The sequence below is a fragment of the Campylobacter sp. IFREMER_LSEM_CL908 genome, from assembly GCF_025771545.1.
GTDB lineage: Bacteria > Campylobacterota > Campylobacteria > Campylobacterales > Campylobacteraceae > Campylobacter_D > Campylobacter_D lari_D.
The window spans coordinates 68,101-90,969 of sequence record NZ_JAKMQK010000006.1; the positions used below are offsets into that span (position 1 = coordinate 68,101).

Here is a 22,869-nt window from a genome sequence, read left to right on the forward strand (position 1 = left end):
ATATTTATTTTAAGGATGTGATTATAAAATTTGGTGATTTTTCAAAACGCTGTGAAACTTTGGAGCTTGAAAGTATTTTTGATTTTTATAGTATTTTTGATGAGTTTGAATTTGATTTGAAATTAAGTTTATATGAAAATATCTTAAATGTTTTTATTTTGAAAGCCTTTGATATTTTAGCTTCTTTAAATTTAGATGAGAATGCTTTAAAAGCTTTGAGTGTTTTAAGTAAAAACGATAGAAAACGCTATTCTATTAATAAATCTATTCCGCATTTTCAGGCTCTAGGACTTATTAATAAACTTTTAGAGAAAAATATTTTGATCTTAGAAAAAAGTCAAGAAAAGCCAATCATAAAAAACAAAAGACAGAAAGTTAAAAAAGAGTTACGCTCTTATAATATACAAGATAAGGTTGTTTTTAAAAATCAAGGATTAAGATTTTTCTTTTATTTTATATATCCTAAACTTAATTTAATCGCGATGAAAAAATATAATGAATTAATGGAACTTATCCAAGAAAATTTGGAAAAATACCAAAGTTTTACTTTTGAACTTTTATGTAAAGAATTTTTAGCAAAAAAACTTAAAGTGGATCAAGTGTATAGTTTTTGGAATTATTATCATGAAATAGACTTGTATTATCATGAAAACAATTTTTGTGTTTTAGGTGAAGTTAAATTTAAAGAAAGAAAAATATGTAAAAATGTTTTAAATATTTTAAAAAGTAAAGCAAAACAGTTGCAAATTCAACCTAATTTATATGTGCTTTTTTCAAAGAGTGGCTTTAGTAAAGAGCTTATTTTAAATAAGGAGCGTAATTTGCTTTTATATACTTTAGAAGATTTTCAATTTTTAATTAAGGATTAAGTGTGGATGAGAATATTTTAAAAAGTTTAGATTCTAGTGAAAAAGAAAACTTACAACAAGGATTAAAAGCCTTAATAGAGCAAACCTATGTTATAGAAAATGAATATAAGCAACTTAATGAAAACTACACTGCATTAAGACAAATGGTAAGTGAGATTATAGAGGTTTTGCCTATGGCTTTGTGGATTTTAGACGCAAATAAAAATATTATTTTGCAAAACAACCTAGCTACACAAAAGCCAAAGCTTTTAGAATGCATTGATCTTGATAAAACACATTATGAGCTTGAGTTTGATCATAAATTTTATCTAATCAAAATCACCTCTCATACTGATAAACTTATAGTAAATGCAACAGATATTAGTGATGAAAAAAGAAATGAAAGGTTAGCTAGCATGGGAACAGTTGCAGCACACCTAGCACATGAAATACGCAATCCTATAGGTTCTATTTCTTTATTAAGCTCTACTTTGTTTGAAAGAAGTGAGTTAAAAAATAAGCATATAGTTTTAGAAATCCAAAAAGCAATTTCAAGAGTAGAGCGTATTGTAAATTCTACTTTACTTTTTACAAAAGGAGTACATGTTAATTTAAATGAGTTTAATTTACAGGAGTTACAAGATGAGTGTGAGCAAGCTATTGGAGCTTATAATTATCTAGCTAGCATCGATTTTAAATTTGAATTTTTAGATTTAAAAATCAATGCAGATAAATCTTTACTTGCTTTAGTTTTGCAAAATTTACTTTATAATGCCATAGATGCTATTGAAGAAAGCGAAAATGATGATGGTTATATAAAGGTTAAATGCGAACAAAAAGAAGATAGGGTTTTTATTAAAGTTTATGATAATGGTATAAGTATCAAAGATAAAAAAATGGTTTTTGAGGCTTTTAAAACAACTAAGTTAAAAGGTAATGGTTTAGGTCTTTCTTTATCAAAACAAATTATTGATGCGCATAATGGAGTTTTAGGTTTTGATGAAAATCCAAAATGTTTTTTTATAGAGCTTAAAATTTAAGCTCTATAAAATAAATTTTTTCTTAAAATAATAAAAATATTTGTCCTCATAGCTCAGCTGGATAGAGCGCAGAATTCCTAATTCTGAGGCCGCAAGTTCAAACCTTGCTGGGGACACCATTTCAAGGAAAAAGATGTTTCATATAGTCTTAGTTGAACCTCGCATACCACAAAATACAGGAAGTATAGGTAGAATGTGTTTTAATGCAGGTTTTGCTTTACATATTATCAATCCGCTTTTTAGTATTGATGAAAAGGCAGTTAAAAGAGCAGGGCTTGATTATTGGAAAAAATTAAATCCTTTTTTATGGGATAATTTAGAAGATTTTTTAAAAGAGTATGAAAAATTTCAAGATAGATTTTTCTTTGCAACAACTAAAACTACTCAAGCTTATTTTGATGTAAATTATCAAAAAGGTGATTTTTTATTTTTTGGAAGTGAAAGTTTTGGTTTGCCTATGGATTTAATGCAAAAAAAATGGGAAAATGCCATTACTATACCGATGAAAGATTGTGGTAGAAGTTTAAATTTAGCTACAAGTGTAGGCATAGTGAGTTATGAAGCTTTGAGGCAAAATTTTGCCTCTTTTGAAAAATTTTAATGATTTAAAACTTGATTTAAAAATTCTTTCAATCTTTCATTTTTTGGGTTTTCAAAAGCTATTTTAGGACATTCATCTACTGCTATAATGCCTTTATCCATAAAGAAAATTCGATTAGCTACATTTCTTGCAAATCCCATTTCATGTGTAACTACAAGCATGGTTAGACCTTCTTTAGCTACTTCTTTCATGATATTTAAAACCTCACCTATCATTTCAGGATCTAAAGCTGAAGTTGGCTCATCAAATAAAATCACATCAGGATTCATCATTAATGATCTTGCTATAGCAATACGCTGTTTTTGTCCGCCTGAAAGCTTATGAGGAAAATAATTTTCTTTATCACTTAAGCCAACTTTTTTGAGTAATTCTCGTGCTTTTTTTACTGCTTCATCTTTACCCATGATTTTTGTTTGTACTGGCGCTAGGCATAAATTTTCCAAAACATTTTTATTATTAAAAAGATTAAAATGTTGAAATACCATGCTTACTTTTTGTCGAATTTTATTGATATCTGTTTTTTTATCAAGTATATTGATATTATTGATATAAATATTACCACTATCTGGTGTTTCAAGTTTATTTAAACAGCGTAAAAAAGTACTTTTTCCACCTCCACTAGGCCCTATAATAGCAATAATATCACCTTTATGTACTTCAATACTAATATCTTTTAAAACTTCTAAATCTCCATATTTTTTAATCAAATTTTCTATTTTAATCATGTTTGTTTAATCTCATTTCTATAAATCTTGCAATCAGTGTTAAAATTTTAACGCTTACATAATATACAAGTCCTGTAAAAATAATAGGTTTAGGGTTGTAATAAATTGCTTGTAAGCTTTTACTTTGCATGGTAATATCCATAACGCTAATATAGCCCACTATTGAAGTTTCTTTAAATAAAGAAATAAATTCATTCATTAAAGAAGGTAAAATATTTTTAATTGCTTGCGGAAAGATGATTAGTCTCATAGAAGCAGAATAATTAAGCCCCATTGCTCTTGATGCTTCCATTTGTCCTTTGTCTACACTTTGAATTCCACTTCTTACGATTTCAGCTACATAAGCAGAACTATTAAGTCCAAGTGCAATAATAGCTACATAAAAATTATCACTCCAAGTAGCAAAAATCACTACTGAAAAAATCAAAAGCTGTAAAAGCAGAGGGGTTCCGCGTATAATGTCTATGTATTCATCTATGATGAAATTTAAACTTTGGATTTCTAAAAATCTTAAAAATGCTAGGAAAAAACCAAGTGCTATTCCTATTAAAATTCCACCTACTGTTAAACCAAGTGTTGTGAAGTAACTATGAACATAAGCTTTGGCTTCTATAGTATAAGCATATTCTCCTGTAGCTAAGCCATTTTGATCTTTAACTTGTAAAATTTCAATAGGAAATGAAAAATAAGCCCAAAAAACAATAATGGCAAAAAATACAAAAATTTTCATCGTATTTTGTTTCAATTTAAACACCTTATAAAATTTTAAAAAAACTAAGTGTATAAAAATTAAGTTTTCTTTTTACTTAAAAGCATTTTTATGTGTTTTTTTGGTAAATATCGTGAGTTAAATTTTCACATAGCTGTAAAAAATAAAATAAAATTAATATAAAATTATATTTTTTTGTAGCAAATTCATTTTTTTATGATAAATTTACACTCGATTAAATTATAAAAAGGAGATAAATATGGATTTAATATCCCAATTTGTTGGCTTTGTAAATAATCAGTATTATTCCATTTTGGTTATTTTGCTTATTATTGTAGGGTTTTATTATAGTTATTTGACAGGTTTTGTGCAATTTCGAATGCTTCCTTATGTGTTTGACATTTTGACAGAAAAGCAAGAAAAACATGAAAAACACCATATTACTCCTTTTCAAGCTTTGATGATTTCAACAGCTTCAAGAGTTGGTATAGGAAATATTGCAGGTATTGCAGTAGCAGTTGTTTTGGGCGGACCTGGCGCTTTGTTTTGGATGTGGGCTATGGCATTTTTTGGTGGCGCTTCAGCTTTTGCAGAAAGCACTTTAGCACAAGTTTATAAAAGTCGTGATGGAAAAAGTTTTAAAGGTGGCCCTGCTTATTATATTAGTAAAGCTTTAAATTTAAAATGGCTTGGAGCTGTTTTTGCGGTGATTTTAATCATTACTTATGCTTATGGATTTAATGGACTTCAAAGTCAAACTATGACTTCAGCATTTGAGTTTTATTATAAAGGTATGGTTGATGCTAGTGAAGTAAGTTTTTCGCAAAGTTGGTGGCCTATTGTAATAGGGGCTATTTTGGCTATTTTTGCTGCTTATATGTTTTTTGGTGATCATACTAAAATAGGTAAAGTAAGTTCGGTTATCGTTCCTATTATGGCGATGATTTATGTTGGTTTATCTATTATAGCGATGTTTATGAATTTTGATAAAATTCCTGAAGTGTTTTCTATGATTTTTAAAAGTGCTTTTGATTTTGAAGCTATTTTTGGTGGATTTGCAGGTTCTGCTTTAGTTATAGGTATAAAAAGAGGATTATTTTCTAATGAAGCAGGTATGGGTTCAGCACCAAATGCAGCAGCTTCAGCTCTTACAACTCACCCTGCAAAACAAGGGGTTATTCAAGCATTTTCTGTGTTAATTGATGTGATTATTTGTACAAGTTCAGGATTTTTGGTATTATTTTCACTTGCTTATGCTAATAATATTGGTGTAGACGGTAAGCCTATTTTAACAGCACTACCTTTAGTGCAAGAATCCATGAAAGAATATTATGGAAATCTAGGTGTACATTTTACTACTGTTAGTATAGTTTTATTTGCTATTACTTCTTTGATAGGAAATTATTATTATGCTCAAGCAAATATTAAATACCTTACTCAAAATCCTATTATTATTAATCTTTTTAAAGCAAGTGCCGTGCTTATGATTTTTATTGGTGCAAATATGGATTTAAAATTTGCGTGGGATTTAGCTGATACTACTATGGCGTTTATGGCTACGATTAATATCATTTCTATTTTATTGCTTGGTGGTATAGTGAAAAAGGTATTAAAAGATTTTAGCGAGCAAAAAAGACAAGGTAGAGATCCAGTGTTTAGTGCTTCAAAGCTTGGTATTAAAAACGCAGAGTGTTGGGACTAATGATAGATTATATTATTATTGCTTTGTTTGTAGCTTTTATGGTTTTTCTTGTGTTTGGCTTTAACCGCCAAATGCAAGAAAAAGCCAAACAAAGAGAAGAAAAATTAAAAACAAAGAAAGATTTTAAAAAAAATAGGTAAAATACACTAAAAAATTTTTAAAAAAGAGTGTAAAATGAAATTGTTAATAGAAATAGGTACAGAAGAACTTCCTGCTATTCCTTTATTAAAAGAACTTCCAAATATTACTAAAAAATGGGAAAAGATTTTACAAGAGTATCATTTAGAATCTGAATTTAAATTTTTCTATACTCCTAGAAGATTAGTTTTTATTCATGAAAATTTTAAAGAAAAACAAGATGATTCTTTTGTGGAATTTATAGGTGCACCTAGGGCGATAGCTTATAAAGATGGAAAGCTTACTCAAGCAGGGCTTAGTTTTTTAGAAAAAAGTGGTTTAAAAGAAGAAGAGCTTGAATTTAAAGAAATTAAGGGTAAAGAAGTATTGTATTGTCAAAAACAAGTACAAGGCTTGCAAAGCAAGGTGGTTTTAGCTCAAATGATCGAGGCTTTTTTAAAAAGCTTGAGTTTTGGTAAAACTATGAGATGGGGTGATGGTAGCTTTGAATTTATCAGAGCTATTCGCTCGCTTTGTTGTATTTTAAATGATGAATTGATTGAATTTGAAAGCTATGGCGTTAAAAGCGCAAAAAGCACTTTTGTTCATAGAAGTGTTAGTTATGATTTAATACCTTTTTCAAATATTGATGAGTATCTTAAAACTCTAGAGCAAAATTATATTATTTTAGATCAAGAACAAAGAAAAAAGCTTATTATTGAGCAGTTAAAGACACTTGAAAAAGAAAATGATATTACTATTGCAGAAGATGATGAGCTTTTAGCTGAAGTTGTAGCTATCACAGAGTATCCAAAGGCATTATTAGGGCATTTTGAAAAAGAGTATTTAGAAATCCCAAGCGAAGTGATAATTACTTCTATGAGAGAAAATCAACGCTATTTTGCAGTATTTAAAAACAATACTTTAAGCAATCATTTTATCGTAGTTTCTAATGCGGTTTGTAAAGATTATTCTAAAATCATTAATGGAAATGAAAGGGTTTTAAGAGCAAGATTGAGCGATGCGATGTTTTTTTGGAAAAATGACTTAGCACAGGGCTTAAATAATGATAAAATAAGTCAAATGGTATATCTTGAAGGACTTGGAAGCTTAAAAGATAAAATCATTAGAGAGCAAAAAATCGCTACTAAGCTTTGTGAAGTTTTTGCTAATACTCAAAAAGATGAAATCTTAAAAGCCATAGAATACTCAAAAGCTGATCTAAGCACTCAAATGGTGTATGAATTTACTGATCTTCAAGGTATTATGGGATCTTATTATGCTAAAGCTATGGGTATGAGCGATGAGCTTGCTTTGGCGATTAAAGAACAATATCTTCCAAATGGCGATAATTCAGCTATGCCAAGTAATGAATTTAGTTCTACTGTAGCTTTAGCTTATAAATTTGATACACTCATGGGGCTTTTTTCAATGGGGAAAATCCCAAGTGGTACAAAAGATCCTTATGCTTTAAGAAGAGCAGCAAATGGTGTTTTAAAAATTATTCTAGCTTTAAATAAAAATTTTGATCTTAAGATATTTTTAGAAGTAATAGCTAGTGAATATAAAAGCTTTGATTTGAAAATTTTATTAGACTTTATCTTAGAGCGCTTATATACTTTTTATGAGGTTAATGCTTCTTTTGTTAAAGCTGTGCTTAGCTCTAAAACTTATGATGTTATTTATATTGATTCTTGTATTAAAGCTTTAATACAAAGTGCAAATAAGGCAGATTTTAGTCAAAATTTTGCTACTTTTAAGCGCTTGGCAAATATTGCAATATTAAGTGAAGTTCAAATTAATGAAAATTTGTTTAACATTCAAGAGGAAAAAGATTTATACCAAGCTTTTATGCAGTGTAAAACAAAAGAAAATAATACCCAAGAGCTTTTAGAAAGCCTTTTTGCACTAAAACCACAAATTGATGCTTTTTTTGATAAAGTAATGATTAATGACAAAGATGAAAATATTAAAAACAATCGTCAAGCTTTAGTATGTGCAATTTATCGTGAGTTTTTAAAAATAGCTGATATTAAAGAGCTTAGTGTATGAGAAAAATTCTTTTTTTACTTTGTTTTTTGGTATTTGCATTAGAAGCTAGAGAGATTGAGCTTGTAAAAGGGCAAGTAATTTTTTTAGAATTTGATAAAAATAATTTTTTACAAATTAGCTCAAATTCTAAAAAACTTCCTTTTTTTGAGTATAAAAATAAAGTCATTGTTAGTATAGCCATACCTTATAAAAATCCTAAAGATAGAAAATTAATAGCTGAATTTAAAGATAATTCCAAAGAAGAAATTAACATAAAATTTAGCGAAGGAAACTATAAAAAAGAATTTTTAAAAGTTAGTGCTTCTAAGGTTAATCCACCTAAAGAAACACTTGATCGCATTAGCAAAGAATATCAAGAAGCTATTAAGGTTTATAATACTTATACCAATATGGCTTTATTTGAAGGCAATTTTACATACCCTTTAGAAAGTAAAATTACAAGTGCTTTTGGAAAAGCAAGATTGTTTAATGATACTCTTAAAAGTTATCATAGCGGAACTGATTTTAGAGCAGCAAGTGGGACAAAAATTTATGCTAGCAATGATGGTATTGTAAGGATTGCTTCAAATCGTTATTATGCAGGAAATTCAGTGGTAATTGATCATGGATATGGGATTTATTCTCAGTATTATCATCTATCAAAACTTAATGTAAAAGTAGGACAAAAGGTAAAAAAGGGTGAGCTTATAGGTTTGAGTGGAGCTAGCGGCAGGGTTACAGGGCCACATTTGCATTTTGGAATTTTAGTTAATGGTGTGCAAGTTGATCCACTTGATTTTATAGTCAAATTTAATGCTTTATAATGATAGCTTTTAGTGAGTTTTTTCAAAATTGGATTGATAAATATTACTCCCAAGCTGTGAGTGTTGGTAAAAATGGAGATTTTTATACCGCAGTTAGCGTGGGAAATCTGTTTGGAACACTCTTAGCTAATCATTTTTTAAAACTTATAGATGATAAAAAGCTAATTTTACCGGTTGAAGTTGTAGAAATAGGGGCAAATGAAGGGCATTTAATGCTTGATTTTATACAAGCTCTATACACTCTTAGGGCTGATATTTTAGAGCAGATTGAGTGTTTTATCGTAGAGCCACATGAAAAATTAAAATGTGTTCAAAAAAAACTTTTTGATGAGTATGATTTGGATGTAAAAATTTATAATTCTTTAGAAGAATGTCATTTTAAAAACGCCTTTTTTTACGCTAATGAATTATTTGATTGTTTTGCGTGTGAGCTTATAAAAGATAGAACAATGGCATATGTTGATGATGATTTAAACATTGTTTTTAAAGCTATGAATGAAGATCTTTTAAAAGAATGTGAAAAATATTCTATCACTAATAGCGAGCTTTGTATTTCTTATAAACCCTTTTTATCCAAATTAAAACAAACCTGTGAAAAACTAACTTTTGCATGTTTTGATTATGCAAAAAAAGAAGAAAAAATTAGTATTAGAATGTATAAAAATCACCAAGTGTATAATCTTTTTGAAGAAAACTTAAAAGATTTTTTTGCTAAAAGTGATATTACATATAATGTAAATTTTGATCATTTTTTACAAGTTTTAAAAGAAGAGGGCTTTGAGGTGTTAGAATATAAAAATCAAAATCAAGCTTTAATTGATTTTGGCTTAGAAGAAATTATCGAGCAAGTTAAAAATATTAACCTCCAAATTTATAAAAACTTTATCAACCAAAGTAAAAATTTGATGTTTAACTTTGGCGATAAGTTTAAGTTTTTAGAATTTAAGCTTTAAAATCACTGCTTGTAATATCAAGCCCAAAGCCTTTTAAGCCTATAAATTCTTTATCGGTATTTTGACTTAGAAGTTTGATTTTTGAAATTTTTAAATACCTTAAAATTTGCGCTCCTATGCCATAATTTTTAAATTGTATGTTTTCTTGTTTTTCATTTTTCATGAAAATGATTACACCACCTTTTTGACTTAAAAATTCAATCTGTTTTAATAATTCATTAAATTTATTAGAAGTTAGAAGCTCAAAGTCGCTTCCACTAAGATAAAATTTAACATTTTCACATTCTTTCAAAGTGCCAAAGCTAAAAGCTATGTGTTCATTTTCATTGTGATCTTTAAAAGTCATTTTTTTAGCTTTAAAACCTGCTAAAATACTTTCTTCTTCTTTAATTAAAGAAATCAAACTTTCATTTTTTAAACGATACTCGATTAAATCTGAAATAGTAATCATATTAATATCATGTTTTTTGCAAAACTCAAGCAAATCGCTTCTTCTAGCCATATCTCCATTATCTTTAACAATTTCACATATTACGCATGCTTCTTTTAATCCTGCCAAACGACATAAATCCACTGTTCCTTCTGTATGGCCCGTTCTTTCTAAAACTCCACCTTTTTTTGCTATCAAAGGATTAATATGTCCAGGACGCACAAAATCACTCGCCTTTGCATTATCATCAGCAAAAATTTGTATAGTCATATCTCTTTCGTAAGCACTTACTCCTGTTGTTGCATTTTTTGCATCGACAGTGATGGTAAAAGCTGTTTCGTGATTTGATGTGTTTTTAGGTACCATTAAAGGTAGTTCAAATTTTTTAGCTAAGTTCTCACTTAATGCTACACATACCACACCTCTTGCGTGAGTGATGGTAAAATTTACTTTTTCTTGTGAGCTAAATTGTGCAGGGAAAATCAAATCCCCTTCATTTTCCCTATCTTCTGCATCCACCATTACCAACATCTTACCATCTTGAAGTTCTTTTATAGCTTGTTCTATACTTATATATCCCATAAAATCATTCCTTGAAAATATTTTAAAAATATTATAGCATTTTTCTTGACATTGTATAAAAAATAATATATAATATCACTTTTAATTTAAATAAAAAATTTCTATTGGGGTATCGCCAAGCGGTAAGGCAACAGGTTTTGGTCCTGTCATTCAGGGGTTCGAATCCCTTTACCCCATCCACTTCATATGATGCCGCGAAGTAGAGCAGTGGTTAGCTCGTCGGGCTCATAACCCGAAGGTCGGGAGTTCAAATCTCCCCTTCGCAACCATTATATAAAAATAACTTATAATCTATTTCAACAGATGTTTTTTAGCAATATTGAAATCAAATTAATTTAAAATTTCTAAAATTATTGAAATTTTAAAAATGCAATACAAAGAATAAAATAGATAAAATATATTTAACAAGAATAAATGGCGAGTTTAATAGGCGTATGATTTATAATTAATGTTGCACATGCTTTGTATTTTATTGTAAAAATGTAAAAAAATGATATTTTTTGCTAAATAGGTAATGTATTAAAATTTTTAGACTGCAAGAAAAAAACAATATTGATTTAAAGTCTAACAAAGAAAAATATTTCTTAATTGATGAAGTGCAAATGAGGAAACTTTATATTTTAAAGCTGGATATAACAAGATAGTATTATAAGCTGCTAACTACTTAATCATTTCTTGATTAAATTCTTTAAGATCTATAAATAATAAATCTTTATAATGATTAACAAATGCTTCTTTTAAGGTTTTATTAAATATTTCATTATGAATATTCATTCTAAGATTCTTTAGATAAGTACAATAATGAGTAGTGTTAAGTTCTTTAAATAAAACATTCATAGTTTTTTAAATTCACAGCCATTATCTGTGAGTATACTAAATTCTTTTATGAGGATTATTAGTTTTTAAGATAATAACAAAACTTTTAAGATATGCTAGTATATCTTGTCTTTTTAGGAGATAAAGCTACAGTATAATCAATTCTTGTAACTAAATCTATCATAGTAAGTATATATTTTATTTTATTATTGACATATTTTATAGTATCTATTGCCCAAGTATTCATAGGAGTTGTTTTAAGATTTTTTTAGTTATCTATTTTTAACTTTCTCTTGTAGCTTTTATTTTGGCCTAGATAATTAATTCTTGTAAGTGTTATTCTCATTTTATCTTTAGAGATGATTCTTCCTATGGTGGAAACACTAGGAGGTAGGCTTTAAAAAATAATACAATCTTTCTTTATCTAAATTTATATAAATATGCCTAAGTCTTTTAATATTTAAAGTAATTTCCAAATCAAAAGAACTTCTTATATTTTTTACTTTAGTGTATTTTGTATTTAGGGTATTTAAATTATCATTATTTTTGTGATAAATTTCTTGTTTTCTAAAAAGTATCTTTTTATCTATATTAAAAGCTTCTAAAGTAGCTTTTAAACCATGATGCTTATGAAAGATATAATTTTTATTCTTTGTTCTATTATTTTATGTTTTATTTCAAAAATATAACTATATTCTCTTAATTTAGCAAATCCTTTTATACATCTAAATAGATAATCTGTTTGGATAAATATTCCTTAGTTAGTTTTATTAATCAAATATTTCTTGATTGGTAAATAAAAGATAGTAGTTTTATTAACTAAGAAAGTGCCAAATGTGTTCGAACTTGTGTGATAATATTTTATCTTGATGTTTTTAATCTTCACATTGAAGCAATACAAAATAAGTATAAGAAATTAATTTTAAAATATTTTGTATAATTATTCTAAGGTATATTGTAGCAATTATTATGTTATTGTAATAATAATCAAGATTTATTAATGATTACTCTCTCTTTTTTTATGAGTCATTAAATGATATAAGAATAAATTATACTCTTGTTTTCTAAGTTGATAACATGAAATAAAATTTATTTTATACTCTTCTTGAATATTAAAGATAATAAACATCTAACCACTGCAATAATCTTTAAAAAATATTGATTAAGTTTGATGTTGAAATAATGTAAGCCGTACTGCCTTCTATATAGTATGAACTACAAGTAAAATTCTTTCTTTTTTAAAAAATATAATCTTCTTCATCACTTGATTGATATAACTAAGCCATATTTATATGTAAATCACTGATTTGGTCTTGTTAAAACCAACTACAATGAAGCTTAAAATAAATATAGCAGTTTTGATTTTTAAACATTTGAAGAAATGGAATAAAAATCCTGAAAAAATTATCAATTATTTTAAAATAATTATAGATAAACATGACAATGAGATAAATATATAGTATTAATTTTAAAATCCAATTTTATACAAATCCAACATAATAAAGATTTTCATCACTTAGTTATTTTAAACAAACAATTGCGTTAAAAAATGAAATCATAAATAATGCTATGAAAAATATATCAAACTTATAGGATAAAATTTTTAAGTAAAAAAACTATAAATGGAGTGCGGTTGTAAATATCAAAGAAACTACACAAATGAATGATTTAGAAAATCTTTTTTAAACACTTTTAAAAATACAGCTTTTAATGCCATTAAATAGCAATCACCGTGATGAAGAAGAGAAGAAGCAAGATAAGGTTTTCAAAAGAAGCACCTTTTCTTCTCTAAATAAAATACACCTTATAGGTGCCATATGTTTTGTGCTAAAATGGGTGCGGGGGCTGTCTGAGTGCGTAGCACGGAGCACGGACAAAGTCTGCCGCTTAATATTAAGATTAAACAGATATATCTAAAAGCTGATCTTTTTTATTGTCTGCTTTATCTGTATTTGTAGAATTGCTTTGTTCTTCTTTTTTAGCTTCAGCTTCTACTTTTTTTGTATTATCATTCTCAACTTTTTTTTCTTGTTCAAATTTAGCTTCTTCAAGTTTTAATAGTGGTTTTGCTGTATAACGCAAGCTTGTATCAATAACTTGATTACAACATTGAGAATATACTAATCCCATCATTATCCTTTAGTGATTTATACAAATACCTAATTTAGCACAAGCTTGATGCTGATAAATAGGCTGATGTATTGTCTGGCAATTATGAAAATTTTCACAAGTTAAAATTCCATCTTGTTGTTGTGAATTATTAAAATTTTTCTTGCTATGATAACTATGATTTAAAGCTAAAGCAACGCTAGATAATGAAGCAATAACTGCTAAACCTAAGATAATTTTTTTCATTATTTTTGAGCCTTTTTATGATTATTTTTGATATATGAATAATTATAAAAGTCAAAAAATTAATTTAATATTAAATAAGAGAAAAAACAAAATTTGCTTAAATATTGAAAAAAATTACTCAACTTTTTTTGTTTTTTCTCGCGCGTATGCGTTTTTATATATTAAAAAAAGCAGGGGATGGATTTTCACAAAAGTCTATGTGATAGGAGATAGTGAAATATTAAGTGGATAAAGTCAAAGATGATAGAGATACTTTAAGAGCTTTGTTTGAAACACACAAGACAAATAATGAAAGATTAGAAACTCGACTAAAAGAAATAGGCAGATGGTGCGAAAAAAAATTTAAGCGTGGAGCAGTTAAAAGAAATATTTCCATTAAAAGCCGAAAGAATAGAAAAAGAGCTTAAATATCAAAGAGCTTTTGAAAATTCTTTTGAACAAGCAAAAACTAAAAGAAACGATAGAGGGTTTGGGTTTAATAGATAGTTTTCCTTTTTGGTGCTTTAGCAAATCGCACCTGTTAAGGTGCTATGATTTGCGATAATTGGGGTGCGGGGGCTGTCTGAGTGCGTAGCACGGAAGATGGACAAAACCCACTACCCTAATATTAAGATTAAGCAGATATATCTAAAAGCCGATCTTTTTTGCTAGTATTTGCTTGATTATCAGCATTTGTAGAATTACTTTGTTCTTCTTTTTTAGCTTCAGCTTCTACTTTTTTTGTATCTTCTTGCTGTTTAGCAATCGCCTCTTCTAATGCAGGTTTATCTCGATATTCTACTTTGGTATCTACCAAGCCGTGACAAGTATTAACAAACATTAACAATATCCTTTCCATTTGCAAAAAGCATCTTGATAAATAGGTTGATGTATTGTCTGGCAATTATGAAAAGTTGCACAAGTTATACTTCTACCTTCTATATATTCTTGTTGTGAATTATTAAAATTTTTCTTGCTATGATAACTATGATTTAAAGCTGAAGCAACGCTAGATAATGAAGCAATAACTGCTAAACCTAAGATAATTTTTTTCATTTTTGAGTCTTTCTATGATTATTTTTGATATATGAATAATTATAAAAGTCAAAAAATTAATTTAATATTAAATAACAGAAAAAACAAAAATTTGTTTAAACATTGAAAAAAAATTACTCAACTTTTTTTGTTTTTTCTCTCGCGTATGCGTATGTATTTTTTTATATATTTTTAAAAAAAAGAAAGGCTGTCTGAGTGCGTAGCACGGAAGATGGACAAAACCCACTACCCTAATATTAAGATTAAGCAGATATATCTAAAAGCCGATCTTTTTTGCTAGTATTTGCTTGATTATCAGCATTTGTAGAATTACTTTGTTCTTCTTTTTTAGCTTCAGCTTCTACTTTTTTTGTATCTTCTTGCTGTTTAGCAATCGCCTCTTCTAATGCAGGTTTATCTCGATATTCTACTTTGGTATCTACCAAGCCGTGACAAGTATTAACAAACATTAACAATATCCTTTCCATTTGCAAAAAGCATCTTGATAAATAGGTTGATGTATTGTCTGGCAATTATGAAAAGTTGCACAAGTTATACTTCTACCTTCTATATATTCTTGTTGTGAATTATTAAAATTTTTCTTGCTATGATAACTATGATTTAAAGCTGAAGCAACGCTAGATAATGAAGCAATAACTGCTAAACCTAAGATAATTTTTTTCATTTTTGAGTCTTTCTATGATTATTTTTGATATATGAATAATTATAAAAGTCAAAAAATTAATTTAATATTAAATAACAGAAAAAACAAAAATTTGTTTAAACATTGAAAAAAAATTACTCAACTTTTTTTGTTTTTTCTCTCGCGTATGCGTATGTATTTTTTTATATATTTTTTAAAAAAAGAAAGGCTGTCTGAGTGCGTAGCTGTAAGGGGTATTTTAAAAAGAATATGTAACTATCTATAGCTTTAAGGTTTGGAGGATAGTTACATAGAAAACTTAAATAATTTTATATAATTACATAAATATTTTATAGGAGTGTATAATGAATAAGATTGACACTATCGCAAATTTTTTAAATAAAAAATCTAAAAAATGTTTAGCTATAAATGGATCTTGGGGTATAGGTAAAACTTATTTATGGAAACAAGTTGAAAAGAAACTTTCTAAAGATAAAAAAGTTGTCTATATAGATCTTTTTGGCAAAGAAAGTTATAAGCAAATATTAGAAGAAATAGTTGTAAGCCTACATGGAGATTATAATAAAATTACCAAAACAACTTTTAAAGGTTTAGAAGGTTTGGTTAAAAGTATAAGTGGCGGCTTAATAGATATAGATAGTGATGCTATTTTTTCCTTTTTAAAAAAGGAAGACTTTTATAATATTATTGTGTGTTTCGATAATATAGAAAGAAGATCTGATAATCTTTCTTTGAAAGAAATTTTAGGACTTGTAAATTTACTTAAAGAAGAAAAAGAATGTAATGTTGTTGTGATTTTTCATGAGGAAGAATTAAAAGAACAAGATGGCATTTTGATTGAAAATAATAAAGAAGAACAAGCCAAACAATATAATAGTAAAAACTGGTATCAAATATACAAAGAGAAGGTTATTGATTGTGAAATAACGATAAAAGACAATGATGAAGTAGCAAAAGCAATCATAAAAGATAGAATAAATAAATATACTAAAATTACAGATGAGATAAGAAATATTATTGAAAATATTATTTTCGAAAGATATAAAGAACAATGCAATGGAAATCTAAGATTATTATATCATGTGTTAGAACATATAGATTATTTTAATACGCAATGTTTTTTATTGTTTTGCAAGTATGAAAATAAAAAAACATTTTCAGATGCTCTAAAATTAAGCTATATCTCATTAATATTTCAAACTAAAAAATATCTTTCTATTAAAATAGAAGAAAACGACTTATCTTCAGATTATCATCTTTATGAACAATACCTAAAAAATATGTTTTATTTAAATAAAGAAGAAAAATACCAACTAAGACGCGATTTTTATCAAACTTTAAAAATTGATCTTTATTATAAACTTCAAAACTGCGAGATAGAATATTTGGTAGGTAATTTAAGTGATAAACAATTTGTAAAAGATATTGAAAATTCACTCCTAAAAATAGACTTTTATTTAAAAAATGGAATGACACACTTTCCTTATGGTTTTTATCAAATTTTACTTTCAACCTACACACAAATTACAAAGAAAAAATTAAGCGACATAGAAGAAAAAATCAATCAGCACTATATAGAAGCTCTTGTTATGGAAGAATTTAAGTTTGATCTTAATCATGATTATAGATCTGACATAGCACTTTTAAAATTATTAGAAAATGAAAAATGGAAAGATTATTATGAAGATACCAAAGAAAAATACAAAACAAGCAAATATGAAAATATTAATGCTCTTATTAATAGCTATGAAAATATAGAAAATAGTTTTTATCTCGAAGCAATCAAGCAATATAATTTTTTTAAAAAAGAAGAGTTAGTACAGCTATTTAAAAATAATAACGATTTTTGTAAGAAATTTTTTAATCATTTTTCTATGAATATGGTTGTAAGTCATAAATTTGATGATGATTTAAATAATAATTTATTTCAAGCTTATTTAGATTTCTTAGATTTAGATGAAAATAAAATAAAAAAAAGTGTTGTTTTAAAATATATAAATTCACAAAATAGTGTATTAAGAAAGCTACTAATAGAATAATTGCGTTAAAGATATTCAATAAAATACTATTAAATTTACAAAAATTAAAAAGTTCTTATGTGTTTATAATTTACAAACATTATAAAATTAAACCACTTATCTCTTTTTAATTTATCAATAAAATCACTCCACCATCGCATTAACTCTCTTCTCTATCATCAAGTCTTAAGCTTCTATTATATACTGCTTTTACTTTATTTCTTTCTCTATGATCTAAACATAGTTCTATAACTTCACTATCTTGTTTATGAATATTTTTATACTCATAAAGAAAAGTTGAAGCAGTAGCTCTAAAACCATGATATAGTATTTTATCACCAAAACTTAATCTTTTAATGGCTTGATTTAATGTGTTTTCACTCATTATTTTATATTTACTTATATCATTTGAAAAAAACATATTTTGAATCTGAGTAAGAAAAATTTTTAACATATAAAAGCAAGCCTAAAACACTCTGACTTAGCGGAATAATAAAATCCTCTCTTGCTTTAACTTTATTAATTTTTTTCTCAAAATCTACTTCTTTTTATTCTAAATTTCTAATATTAGCACTTCTTAAAAAATAAATATGGACTAATTTGCAAAGAAATTTTTGTAAAAATACTTATTAATCGTAAGTAATAATTCTTTAAATCTTGCTTCATCTGTGAAGTTTTATAACTTTGAACTTTATTAGTACCATAAAGTGCTTTTTTATATTTTGATTTTTAGTATTTTCTTTTTGAATATGTTCTTTTGGATTAATGCCTTATGATAGCATGTCGTTATAATCATTTGCAATCTCTCTCGCTCGTGTTAATATGGTTATAGGATATTTTCCTATTTTAAAAGAACACCCTTTTTATTAAGTTTATATCTAAAATAAAAATTCTTATCAATATTTCCATGAAAAATCCTAGCTTCAATATATAAATTTTTAGTACAAGCACTTTGATATAAGTTTTTTATCAACAGTTAAATTTTTTTAAGCTCTTAATCACTGATTTTCCTTTAAAGTGTGTACAAAAAATATTTTTTTTAATTTGTCAAAAGATTTTAATTGTGGTAATAATTCGTGATAGAGAAGTAATGGTGGATTTAGAAAGCGTATGGTTTATTAATCAAACACCTAAGTATCCATACTTTAGAAATTAAATATCTAAATAACATATACTTTTGAAAATTCAATAATTTGTATAGTTAAATCTCATTTTAAAGATTTAATCCCTGATACAACTTTAGCTATTTCTTCAATGGAAAATAATACATAGCAAGATACTTCCATAGATTGTATTTTACCTTTTCTTCTTAGATTATCAATAATTCCTGAAGAAACGCCTAATACTTTAGCAAATTCTTTTTTACTTAAAGACATTTTTTTATATTTCTCAAAAAATTTTTGTTTCTAAATAATTCTTGGTTGTGCTAATCTTGCTTAATTGTGAAATATGTTTGTTTTAATTTATAAAAATAACATATAAAACTATAAATATCTTTATATATCTAACTTTATTTAATCACTTTTTATTTTCTGTTAAATATTATATATATTCTTTTACCTATTATCCAAATTATAAAAACATACAAATTATAATTAAATATATTTTTTTAATAAGTAATTTTAAGATTATAACAACTATTATCAAATTTATACAAAAACTCTATATTGTAGTTATCTAAAGAGTATAATAAGGTATTTATACTCTTTATTTATTACTATATATAAGCTTAGTATTTATACTTTATATACCAAATATGATAAATACACCTTACACTGTTATCTAAAAATACTAAATACTAATACTTTTAAAAATGTTAAATAGTATAATAAAATATAAATATAAAAATTCAAAAAGCTTATTTTTCATTATTTTTAAAAAGTAAATGATAAGTTTTTTTCATATATATTTAAATAATAATAAATCTATTTGCATTTTTTTAATAAAAAATAAGAGTAATTTTGATTATAATTTATAAATAATTATTATATTTATTAATTTTTTGGCTATTTTTCAATATTTTTATAACTTTTTTATCACTTTTGTATTTTTTGTGTTATCATATTCTCATCACAAATAAAAAATTTTATGCAAAGGATTCGGGGGGGGGGGGGATATGAAAAAAACGCTTTTATTTGTTTTACTCATTCACACTTTTCTTTTTTCTCAAATAATGATTTTAAAAAATCAAGATAAAATCATTATAGATAACAATCAAACTCTTGCACTTAATCATGTAAACCATGATCAAAAGCAAATACTTAAAGAATATAATAGCATTGACCCAAGAGTCAAAAAGCTATTAGAAGAAAAACCAAAGAAAGATTCTAATCTTAGTAAAGAAGATGAAGAATTATCTAATAAGGTTGTTAATGTTATTCAAACTATAGGTAATGTATATAATGCCAAAGATAGTAAAGAAAGAGATGAGTTTATAAGAGATTTAGCAAGCAATTATTTAAGCTTACAAGCTAATACTTTAATCCAAGAATATTTACATACTCTTAATCACTCCATTAATAGTGAGTTTAATTTAAACTATAATGATAGAGGTGGTTTAAGTGGTAATGCTAAAGTTCTTTTACCTATTATGAGTGAAGATAATCCAAAAATATCTTATTTTTTACAAAGCGGTATAGGTGGATATGATAATAATAGAATCATAGGTCATTTTGGTGGTGGTATAAGATATTATCCTAATGCATTAGCATTAGATAATTCAGGAAATATCATGCTAGGATTAAATTTAGTTTATGATCATGATTTTAGCAGAGAGCATAAAAGAATATCTTTGGGCTTTGAAAGTATGTTAGATACACTAGCTTTCCATGCTAATATTTATCAAAGATTAAGTGATTGGGTTAGTAGTTATGATTTTAAAAATGCAAATAATGATCTAACTTTCTTAGAACGCCCTGCTAATGGCTGGGATATGGGTATTAAATATGCTTTTCCTTCTATGAGTAATGTAGCTATTTTTGCTAATATGAGTAAATGGTATGGAGAAAAAGTAGCTCCATTTGGCAATGTAAACTGCTATGAAGATTTAGAAAAAAATCCTTTGGTGTATGAAGGAGGTATTACTTACTCACCTTGTCCTGCATTAACTTTTTCGCTAAGCCATAAAAGAAGTAATGAAAGTGATAAACAAGGCACAAATATAGCTATGAATTTTAACATACCTTTAGATAAAGATGCCTTCAAACACGCTTTTGATACAAAATTAGCAGGTATAAATAATACCATTGAAGGCTCTAGAACTCATTTTATAGATAGAGATTATTCTATGGTGCTTGAATATAAAGCTATTAACAATACTTATCATATTTCTTATTGCGGAAATTTGGGAGGTAATACTCATTGTATTATGCTTAAAGATGGCTTTAATCAAGCAGTTAAAAATGTTGCTATGAGTGTAACTCCTGAACAAAAAAGTGTAATCTTAAAAGATGGAAATCATTATATTACTGATAGTAATGGAAAAGTTTTTGTAAAAATAATCCATTCTTATGGAGTCCATCAAACCAATTTAATTGCTAAAGCAGGGAATGCTCAAGAAAGTTTCCCTATTACTATCATAGCTCCAAAAGAAGACTTTAGGATATTTGCTAAACCTTCTAATATACAAAGATATGAAAAATCTCTAATCACATTTACAGGAAATGATTTAGCAGGTGATTTGGCAATTCATTGGAAATTAAATGGTAAAGGAAGTTTAGAAAAAACGCCAAATTCAGATAAAACTGATAAAGATGGAAATTCAAATATCATCTATAAACCTGATGTAAACATGAAAGATAAAGAAAAAGCTGAAATCATTGTTAATGTATTGGGAGTTACTTTAAAAACATTTGTTCAAATAGCAATTTATGGAGATAATGATATTATCTTAGATAAAGCTATTATAGGTAATAAAGAAAAAACTCATGCAAGTTATAAAAACTTAAAAGCTAATTCTACAAAAGTTAAATGGAGTATACAAGGAGATAATGCTTTATTTGTTGATAAAGATAAAACTACTAAGGAGCTTAATTTAATAGCTGATGATAAAGGTGAGAGTAATGTAGAAATCATAGGACTTAGTGGAAATGAAAAAGTAAAAATCATTGCTAAGAATATGAGTGATGAATTAGTAAAAGAAAGAAGTAAAGATTTAGAGATTAAAAATTATACAGCCACTATGGAGCTTCCTGCTGGAAAAGATCCTGTGACTTATCAAGACTTTGAAAAAGGAATGATTGATTATAAAAGCGACTTTGAAGTAAAACTTAAAGGTTTAATGCCAAAAACAAAAGTTTTATGGAAAGCTAAAGATATACAAAGCAATAAAACTTTAAGAATTAGTAACGATAAAGAAAGTACAGCTGATGATAAAGGTGAGAGTAAGGTAGTATTTGAAGGAGTAAAAGATTTCAATATTAAAAGATTACAAATCATTGCTACTTATAATCAAAGCGCAGCTAGCACTCAAGAAGTAAGTGGAGAAATCAAACTCCACCAATATACCCCAAGCATTAGTTTTAGTAAAGACAAAATTCATGCTTATGAAAGTGATAATAACAAAGCTTTAAAAGATCCAAAACTTGATCATGTTGAAGTAACTTTAAAAGGTGGTAAACCTAATGAAAAAATAGAATGGAGTTTAAGTGGAGACGCTACTTTAAGCAATCAAGAAGCAACATTTAATGCTAGTGGTGAAGCTAAGGCAGTTATCACTTCTAAAGCTCCATTTAAAGTTAATCCAAATTTAGAAGTTAAAACTATGACTAAAGATCTTAAAAAAGAATTGCCTTATGAGATTAAAGAATATACTCCTAAAGTAGAATATCCAAGCTTTAAAACCCAAGAAAAAACTATAGATTATATAGATGATTTTAATATTAAAATAAGCGGTTTATTACCAAATTCCACTATTGATAAAATCAGTGGAAGTAAAGGAGTAAAAGCTAAAAAAGAAAGCTTTAATGTTAATAATAAAGGTGAAGCTACTTTAGAATTTAGTGGTATTAGTGATTATAGTGTTAAAGATATTGCTATTAAGTTTAATTATATCGAACAAGGTAGTGTTAAAAAGGAGCTTAATTTAGATAAAATCAAACTTTATCAATACGCTATTTCCTTTAATGCTGATCCAAGTACTATCATTGCAGAACCTAATAAAAATGCCGAAGTAACTTTAAAAGGTGGTAAACCTAATGAAAAAATAGAATGGAGTTTAAGTGGGGGTGCTACTTTAACTAAGACTGATAAAGTATTTAATGCTAGTGGTGAAGCTAAGGCAGTTATTACTTCTAAAGCTCCATTTAAAACTAACCCTGTAATTAGTGTAAATACCTTAGGCCAAAACCTCACTAAAACATTAACTTATATAGATGGAACTATATATACTCCAAAAATAGAATATCCTTCTTATAAAGTCAGTTTTTGGAAAACATTAGAT

Annotated in this window: 23 protein-coding genes and 3 tRNA genes; 14 read left to right on the plus strand and 12 right to left on the minus strand. The window is 26.8% G+C overall.

Annotated elements, in window-relative coordinates; genetic code table 11:
- The first annotated feature begins 17 nt into the window (after nt 1-17).
- The 4 genes from L8U04_RS03585 to L8U04_RS03600 all read left to right on the plus strand — a co-directional run bounded on the left by L8U04_RS03585 (nt 18) and on the right by L8U04_RS03600 (nt 2,489).
- Nucleotides 18-869: a DUF234 domain-containing protein gene (locus tag L8U04_RS03585; protein ID WP_263660601.1), complete on the plus strand. Its 852-nt coding sequence runs from the start codon at nt 18-20 to the stop codon at nt 867-869.
- Nucleotides 870-871: 2 nt separating this feature from the next.
- Nucleotides 872-1,888, plus strand: a complete 1,017-nt coding sequence (locus L8U04_RS03590) for a sensor histidine kinase (RefSeq protein ID WP_263709457.1) — start codon at nt 872-874, stop codon at nt 1,886-1,888.
- A gap of 42 nt (nt 1,889-1,930) precedes the next feature.
- A tRNA-Arg gene (locus L8U04_RS03595) sits at nt 1,931-2,007 on the plus strand.
- A gap of 14 nt (nt 2,008-2,021) precedes the next feature.
- The gene (locus L8U04_RS03600) at nt 2,022-2,489 is read left to right on the plus strand and encodes a tRNA (cytidine(34)-2'-O)-methyltransferase (RefSeq protein ID WP_257928077.1); all 468 of its coding nucleotides are present in this window, start codon (nt 2,022-2,024) and stop codon (nt 2,487-2,489) included.
- Here L8U04_RS03600 and L8U04_RS03605 read toward each other — a convergent pair.
- Complete coding sequence (locus L8U04_RS03605; RefSeq protein ID WP_263661710.1) at nt 2,486-3,214, minus strand: amino acid ABC transporter ATP-binding protein; 729 nt, start codon at nt 3,212-3,214, stop codon at nt 2,486-2,488. The genes L8U04_RS03600 and L8U04_RS03605 overlap by 4 nt on opposite strands.
- The gene (locus tag L8U04_RS03610; RefSeq protein ID WP_133319270.1) at nt 3,207-3,959 is read right to left on the minus strand and encodes an amino acid ABC transporter permease; all 753 of its coding nucleotides are present in this window, start codon (nt 3,957-3,959) and stop codon (nt 3,207-3,209) included. The genes L8U04_RS03605 and L8U04_RS03610 overlap by 8 nt, the downstream gene beginning before the upstream one ends.
- Before the next feature lie 223 nt (nt 3,960-4,182).
- Between L8U04_RS03610 and L8U04_RS03615 the strand changes: the two genes are divergently transcribed.
- From L8U04_RS03615 to L8U04_RS03635, 5 genes are read left to right on the plus strand one after another with little or no spacing between them, the layout of a single operon-like run.
- A complete protein-coding gene (locus L8U04_RS03615) occupies nt 4,183-5,625 on the plus strand; it encodes an alanine/glycine:cation symporter family protein (RefSeq protein ID WP_220566768.1) in 1,443 nt (480 codons plus the stop codon).
- Nucleotides 5,625-5,765, plus strand: a complete 141-nt coding sequence (locus L8U04_RS03620) for a hypothetical protein (RefSeq protein ID WP_087685579.1) — start codon at nt 5,625-5,627, stop codon at nt 5,763-5,765. Before L8U04_RS03615 ends, L8U04_RS03620 begins: the two co-directional genes overlap by 1 nt.
- A 34-nt stretch (nt 5,766-5,799) precedes the next feature.
- A complete protein-coding gene (glyS, locus tag L8U04_RS03625) occupies nt 5,800-7,794 on the plus strand; it encodes a glycine--tRNA ligase subunit beta (protein ID WP_263709458.1) in 1,995 nt (664 codons plus the stop codon).
- On the plus strand, nt 7,791-8,597 hold the full coding sequence (locus L8U04_RS03630) for a M23 family metallopeptidase (RefSeq protein ID WP_263659975.1): 807 nt from the start codon (nt 7,791-7,793) through the stop codon (nt 8,595-8,597). The genes glyS and L8U04_RS03630 overlap by 4 nt, the downstream gene beginning before the upstream one ends.
- Nucleotides 8,598-8,599: 2 nt before the next feature.
- Complete coding sequence (locus tag L8U04_RS03635) at nt 8,600-9,550, plus strand: SAM-dependent methyltransferase (RefSeq protein WP_318529480.1); 951 nt, start codon at nt 8,600-8,602, stop codon at nt 9,548-9,550.
- On the opposite strand, the gene L8U04_RS03640 is transcribed toward L8U04_RS03635, so the two are convergent.
- The gene (locus tag L8U04_RS03640; RefSeq protein WP_133319265.1) at nt 9,540-10,562 is read right to left on the minus strand and encodes a bifunctional 3,4-dihydroxy-2-butanone 4-phosphate synthase/GTP cyclohydrolase II; all 1,023 of its coding nucleotides are present in this window, start codon (nt 10,560-10,562) and stop codon (nt 9,540-9,542) included. The two genes, L8U04_RS03635 and L8U04_RS03640, sit on opposite strands and share 11 nt — an antisense overlap.
- A gap of 105 nt (nt 10,563-10,667) precedes the next feature.
- On the opposite strand from L8U04_RS03640, the gene L8U04_RS03645 reads away from it, so the two are divergent.
- Both L8U04_RS03645 and L8U04_RS03650 read left to right on the plus strand, forming a co-directional pair.
- Nucleotides 10,668-10,742: transfer RNA gene (locus L8U04_RS03645), tRNA-Gln, on the plus strand.
- Nucleotides 10,743-10,755: 13 nt separating this feature from the next.
- Nucleotides 10,756-10,831: transfer RNA gene (locus tag L8U04_RS03650), tRNA-Met, on the plus strand.
- 653 nt (nt 10,832-11,484) lie between these two features.
- Here L8U04_RS03650 and L8U04_RS03655 read toward each other — a convergent pair.
- From L8U04_RS03655 to L8U04_RS03665, 3 genes are all read right to left on the minus strand, one after another.
- Complete coding sequence (locus L8U04_RS03655) at nt 11,485-11,625, minus strand: hypothetical protein (protein WP_263659977.1); 141 nt, start codon at nt 11,623-11,625, stop codon at nt 11,485-11,487.
- A gap of 1,652 nt (nt 11,626-13,277) precedes the next feature.
- A complete protein-coding gene (locus tag L8U04_RS03660; protein WP_263659978.1) occupies nt 13,278-13,508 on the minus strand; it encodes a hypothetical protein in 231 nt (76 codons plus the stop codon).
- Nucleotides 13,509-13,517: 9 nt separating this feature from the next.
- Nucleotides 13,518-13,733 (minus strand): hypothetical protein, encoded by a 216-nt coding sequence (locus L8U04_RS03665; protein ID WP_263709460.1) that lies wholly within the window; start codon nt 13,731-13,733, stop codon nt 13,518-13,520.
- A 224-nt stretch (nt 13,734-13,957) separates the two neighbouring features.
- Here L8U04_RS03665 and L8U04_RS03670 point away from each other — a divergent pair, with 224 nt between their 5' ends.
- The gene (locus L8U04_RS03670) at nt 13,958-14,140 is read left to right on the plus strand and encodes a hypothetical protein (RefSeq protein WP_263709464.1); all 183 of its coding nucleotides are present in this window, start codon (nt 13,958-13,960) and stop codon (nt 14,138-14,140) included.
- A gap of 206 nt (nt 14,141-14,346) precedes the next feature.
- Here the strand turns inward: L8U04_RS03670 and L8U04_RS03675 are convergent, their stop codons facing one another.
- The 4 genes from L8U04_RS03675 to L8U04_RS03690 all read right to left on the minus strand — a co-directional run bounded on the left by L8U04_RS03675 (nt 14,347) and on the right by L8U04_RS03690 (nt 15,432).
- A complete protein-coding gene (locus tag L8U04_RS03675; protein ID WP_263709467.1) occupies nt 14,347-14,553 on the minus strand; it encodes a hypothetical protein in 207 nt (68 codons plus the stop codon).
- A complete protein-coding gene (locus L8U04_RS03680) occupies nt 14,553-14,768 on the minus strand; it encodes a hypothetical protein (RefSeq protein ID WP_263709470.1) in 216 nt (71 codons plus the stop codon). Before L8U04_RS03680 ends, L8U04_RS03675 begins: the two co-directional genes overlap by 1 nt.
- A gap of 242 nt (nt 14,769-15,010) precedes the next feature.
- A complete protein-coding gene (locus tag L8U04_RS03685; protein ID WP_263709467.1) occupies nt 15,011-15,217 on the minus strand; it encodes a hypothetical protein in 207 nt (68 codons plus the stop codon).
- Entirely contained in the window at nt 15,217-15,432 is a 216-nt protein-coding gene (locus L8U04_RS03690) for a hypothetical protein (protein WP_263709470.1), read from the minus strand. The genes L8U04_RS03685 and L8U04_RS03690 overlap by 1 nt, the downstream gene beginning before the upstream one ends.
- A 323-nt stretch (nt 15,433-15,755) precedes the next feature.
- On the opposite strand from L8U04_RS03690, the gene L8U04_RS03695 reads away from it, so the two are divergent.
- A complete protein-coding gene (locus L8U04_RS03695; protein ID WP_263709472.1) occupies nt 15,756-17,450 on the plus strand; it encodes a KAP family NTPase in 1,695 nt (564 codons plus the stop codon).
- Between the two features lie 139 nt (nt 17,451-17,589).
- Here L8U04_RS03695 and L8U04_RS03700 read toward each other — a convergent pair whose 3' ends face one another.
- Together L8U04_RS03700 and L8U04_RS03705 are read right to left on the minus strand one after the other, a co-directional pair.
- A complete protein-coding gene (locus tag L8U04_RS03700) occupies nt 17,590-17,814 on the minus strand; it encodes a hypothetical protein (RefSeq protein WP_263709473.1) in 225 nt (74 codons plus the stop codon).
- Between the two features lie 823 nt (nt 17,815-18,637).
- Nucleotides 18,638-18,805 carry a hypothetical protein gene (locus L8U04_RS03705; RefSeq protein ID WP_263665610.1) on the minus strand — a complete coding sequence of 56 codons (168 nt, stop codon included), beginning with the start codon at nt 18,803-18,805 and terminating at the stop codon, nt 18,638-18,640.
- A gap of 740 nt (nt 18,806-19,545) precedes the next feature.
- On the opposite strand from L8U04_RS03705, the gene L8U04_RS03710 reads away from it, so the two are divergent.
- The coding region (locus L8U04_RS03710; protein ID WP_263709474.1) for an inverse autotransporter beta domain-containing protein at nt 19,546-22,869 on the plus strand (3,324 nt) is incomplete at its 3' end.

Bases quoted from the DNA above. Each gene is read 5' to 3' on its own strand.
- L8U04_RS03690 (WP_263709470.1), bottom strand. From the start codon at position 15,432: ATGAAAAAAATTATCTTAGGTTTAGCAGTTATTGCTTCATTATCTAGC.
- L8U04_RS03700 (WP_263709473.1), bottom strand. From the start codon at position 17,814: ATGAGTGAAAACACATTAAATCAAGCCATTAAAAGATTAAGTTTTGGT.
- L8U04_RS03640 (WP_133319265.1), bottom strand. From the start codon at position 10,562: ATGGGATATATAAGTATAGAACAAGCTATAAAAGAACTTCAAGATGGT.
- L8U04_RS03615 (WP_220566768.1), top strand. From the start codon at position 4,183: ATGGATTTAATATCCCAATTTGTTGGCTTTGTAAATAATCAGTATTAT.
- glyS (WP_263709458.1), top strand. From the start codon at position 5,800: ATGAAATTGTTAATAGAAATAGGTACAGAAGAACTTCCTGCTATTCCT.
- L8U04_RS03675 (WP_263709467.1), bottom strand. From the start codon at position 14,553: ATGTTTGTTAATACTTGTCACGGCTTGGTAGATACCAAAGTAGAATAT.
- L8U04_RS03600 (WP_257928077.1), top strand. From the start codon at position 2,022: ATGTTTCATATAGTCTTAGTTGAACCTCGCATACCACAAAATACAGGA.
- L8U04_RS03655 (WP_263659977.1), bottom strand. From the start codon at position 11,625: ATGAATACTTGGGCAATAGATACTATAAAATATGTCAATAATAAAATA.
- L8U04_RS03630 (WP_263659975.1), top strand. From the start codon at position 7,791: ATGAGAAAAATTCTTTTTTTACTTTGTTTTTTGGTATTTGCATTAGAA.
- L8U04_RS03620 (WP_087685579.1), top strand. From the start codon at position 5,625: ATGATAGATTATATTATTATTGCTTTGTTTGTAGCTTTTATGGTTTTT.
- L8U04_RS03695 (WP_263709472.1), top strand. From the start codon at position 15,756: ATGAATAAGATTGACACTATCGCAAATTTTTTAAATAAAAAATCTAAA.
- L8U04_RS03705 (WP_263665610.1), bottom strand. From the start codon at position 18,805: ATGTCTTTAAGTAAAAAAGAATTTGCTAAAGTATTAGGCGTTTCTTCA.
- L8U04_RS03685 (WP_263709467.1), bottom strand. From the start codon at position 15,217: ATGTTTGTTAATACTTGTCACGGCTTGGTAGATACCAAAGTAGAATAT.
- L8U04_RS03680 (WP_263709470.1), bottom strand. From the start codon at position 14,768: ATGAAAAAAATTATCTTAGGTTTAGCAGTTATTGCTTCATTATCTAGC.
- L8U04_RS03665 (WP_263709460.1), bottom strand. From the start codon at position 13,733: ATGAAAAAAATTATCTTAGGTTTAGCAGTTATTGCTTCATTATCTAGC.
- L8U04_RS03605 (WP_263661710.1), bottom strand. From the start codon at position 3,214: ATGATTAAAATAGAAAATTTGATTAAAAAATATGGAGATTTAGAAGTT.
- L8U04_RS03660 (WP_263659978.1), bottom strand. From the start codon at position 13,508: ATGGGATTAGTATATTCTCAATGTTGTAATCAAGTTATTGATACAAGC.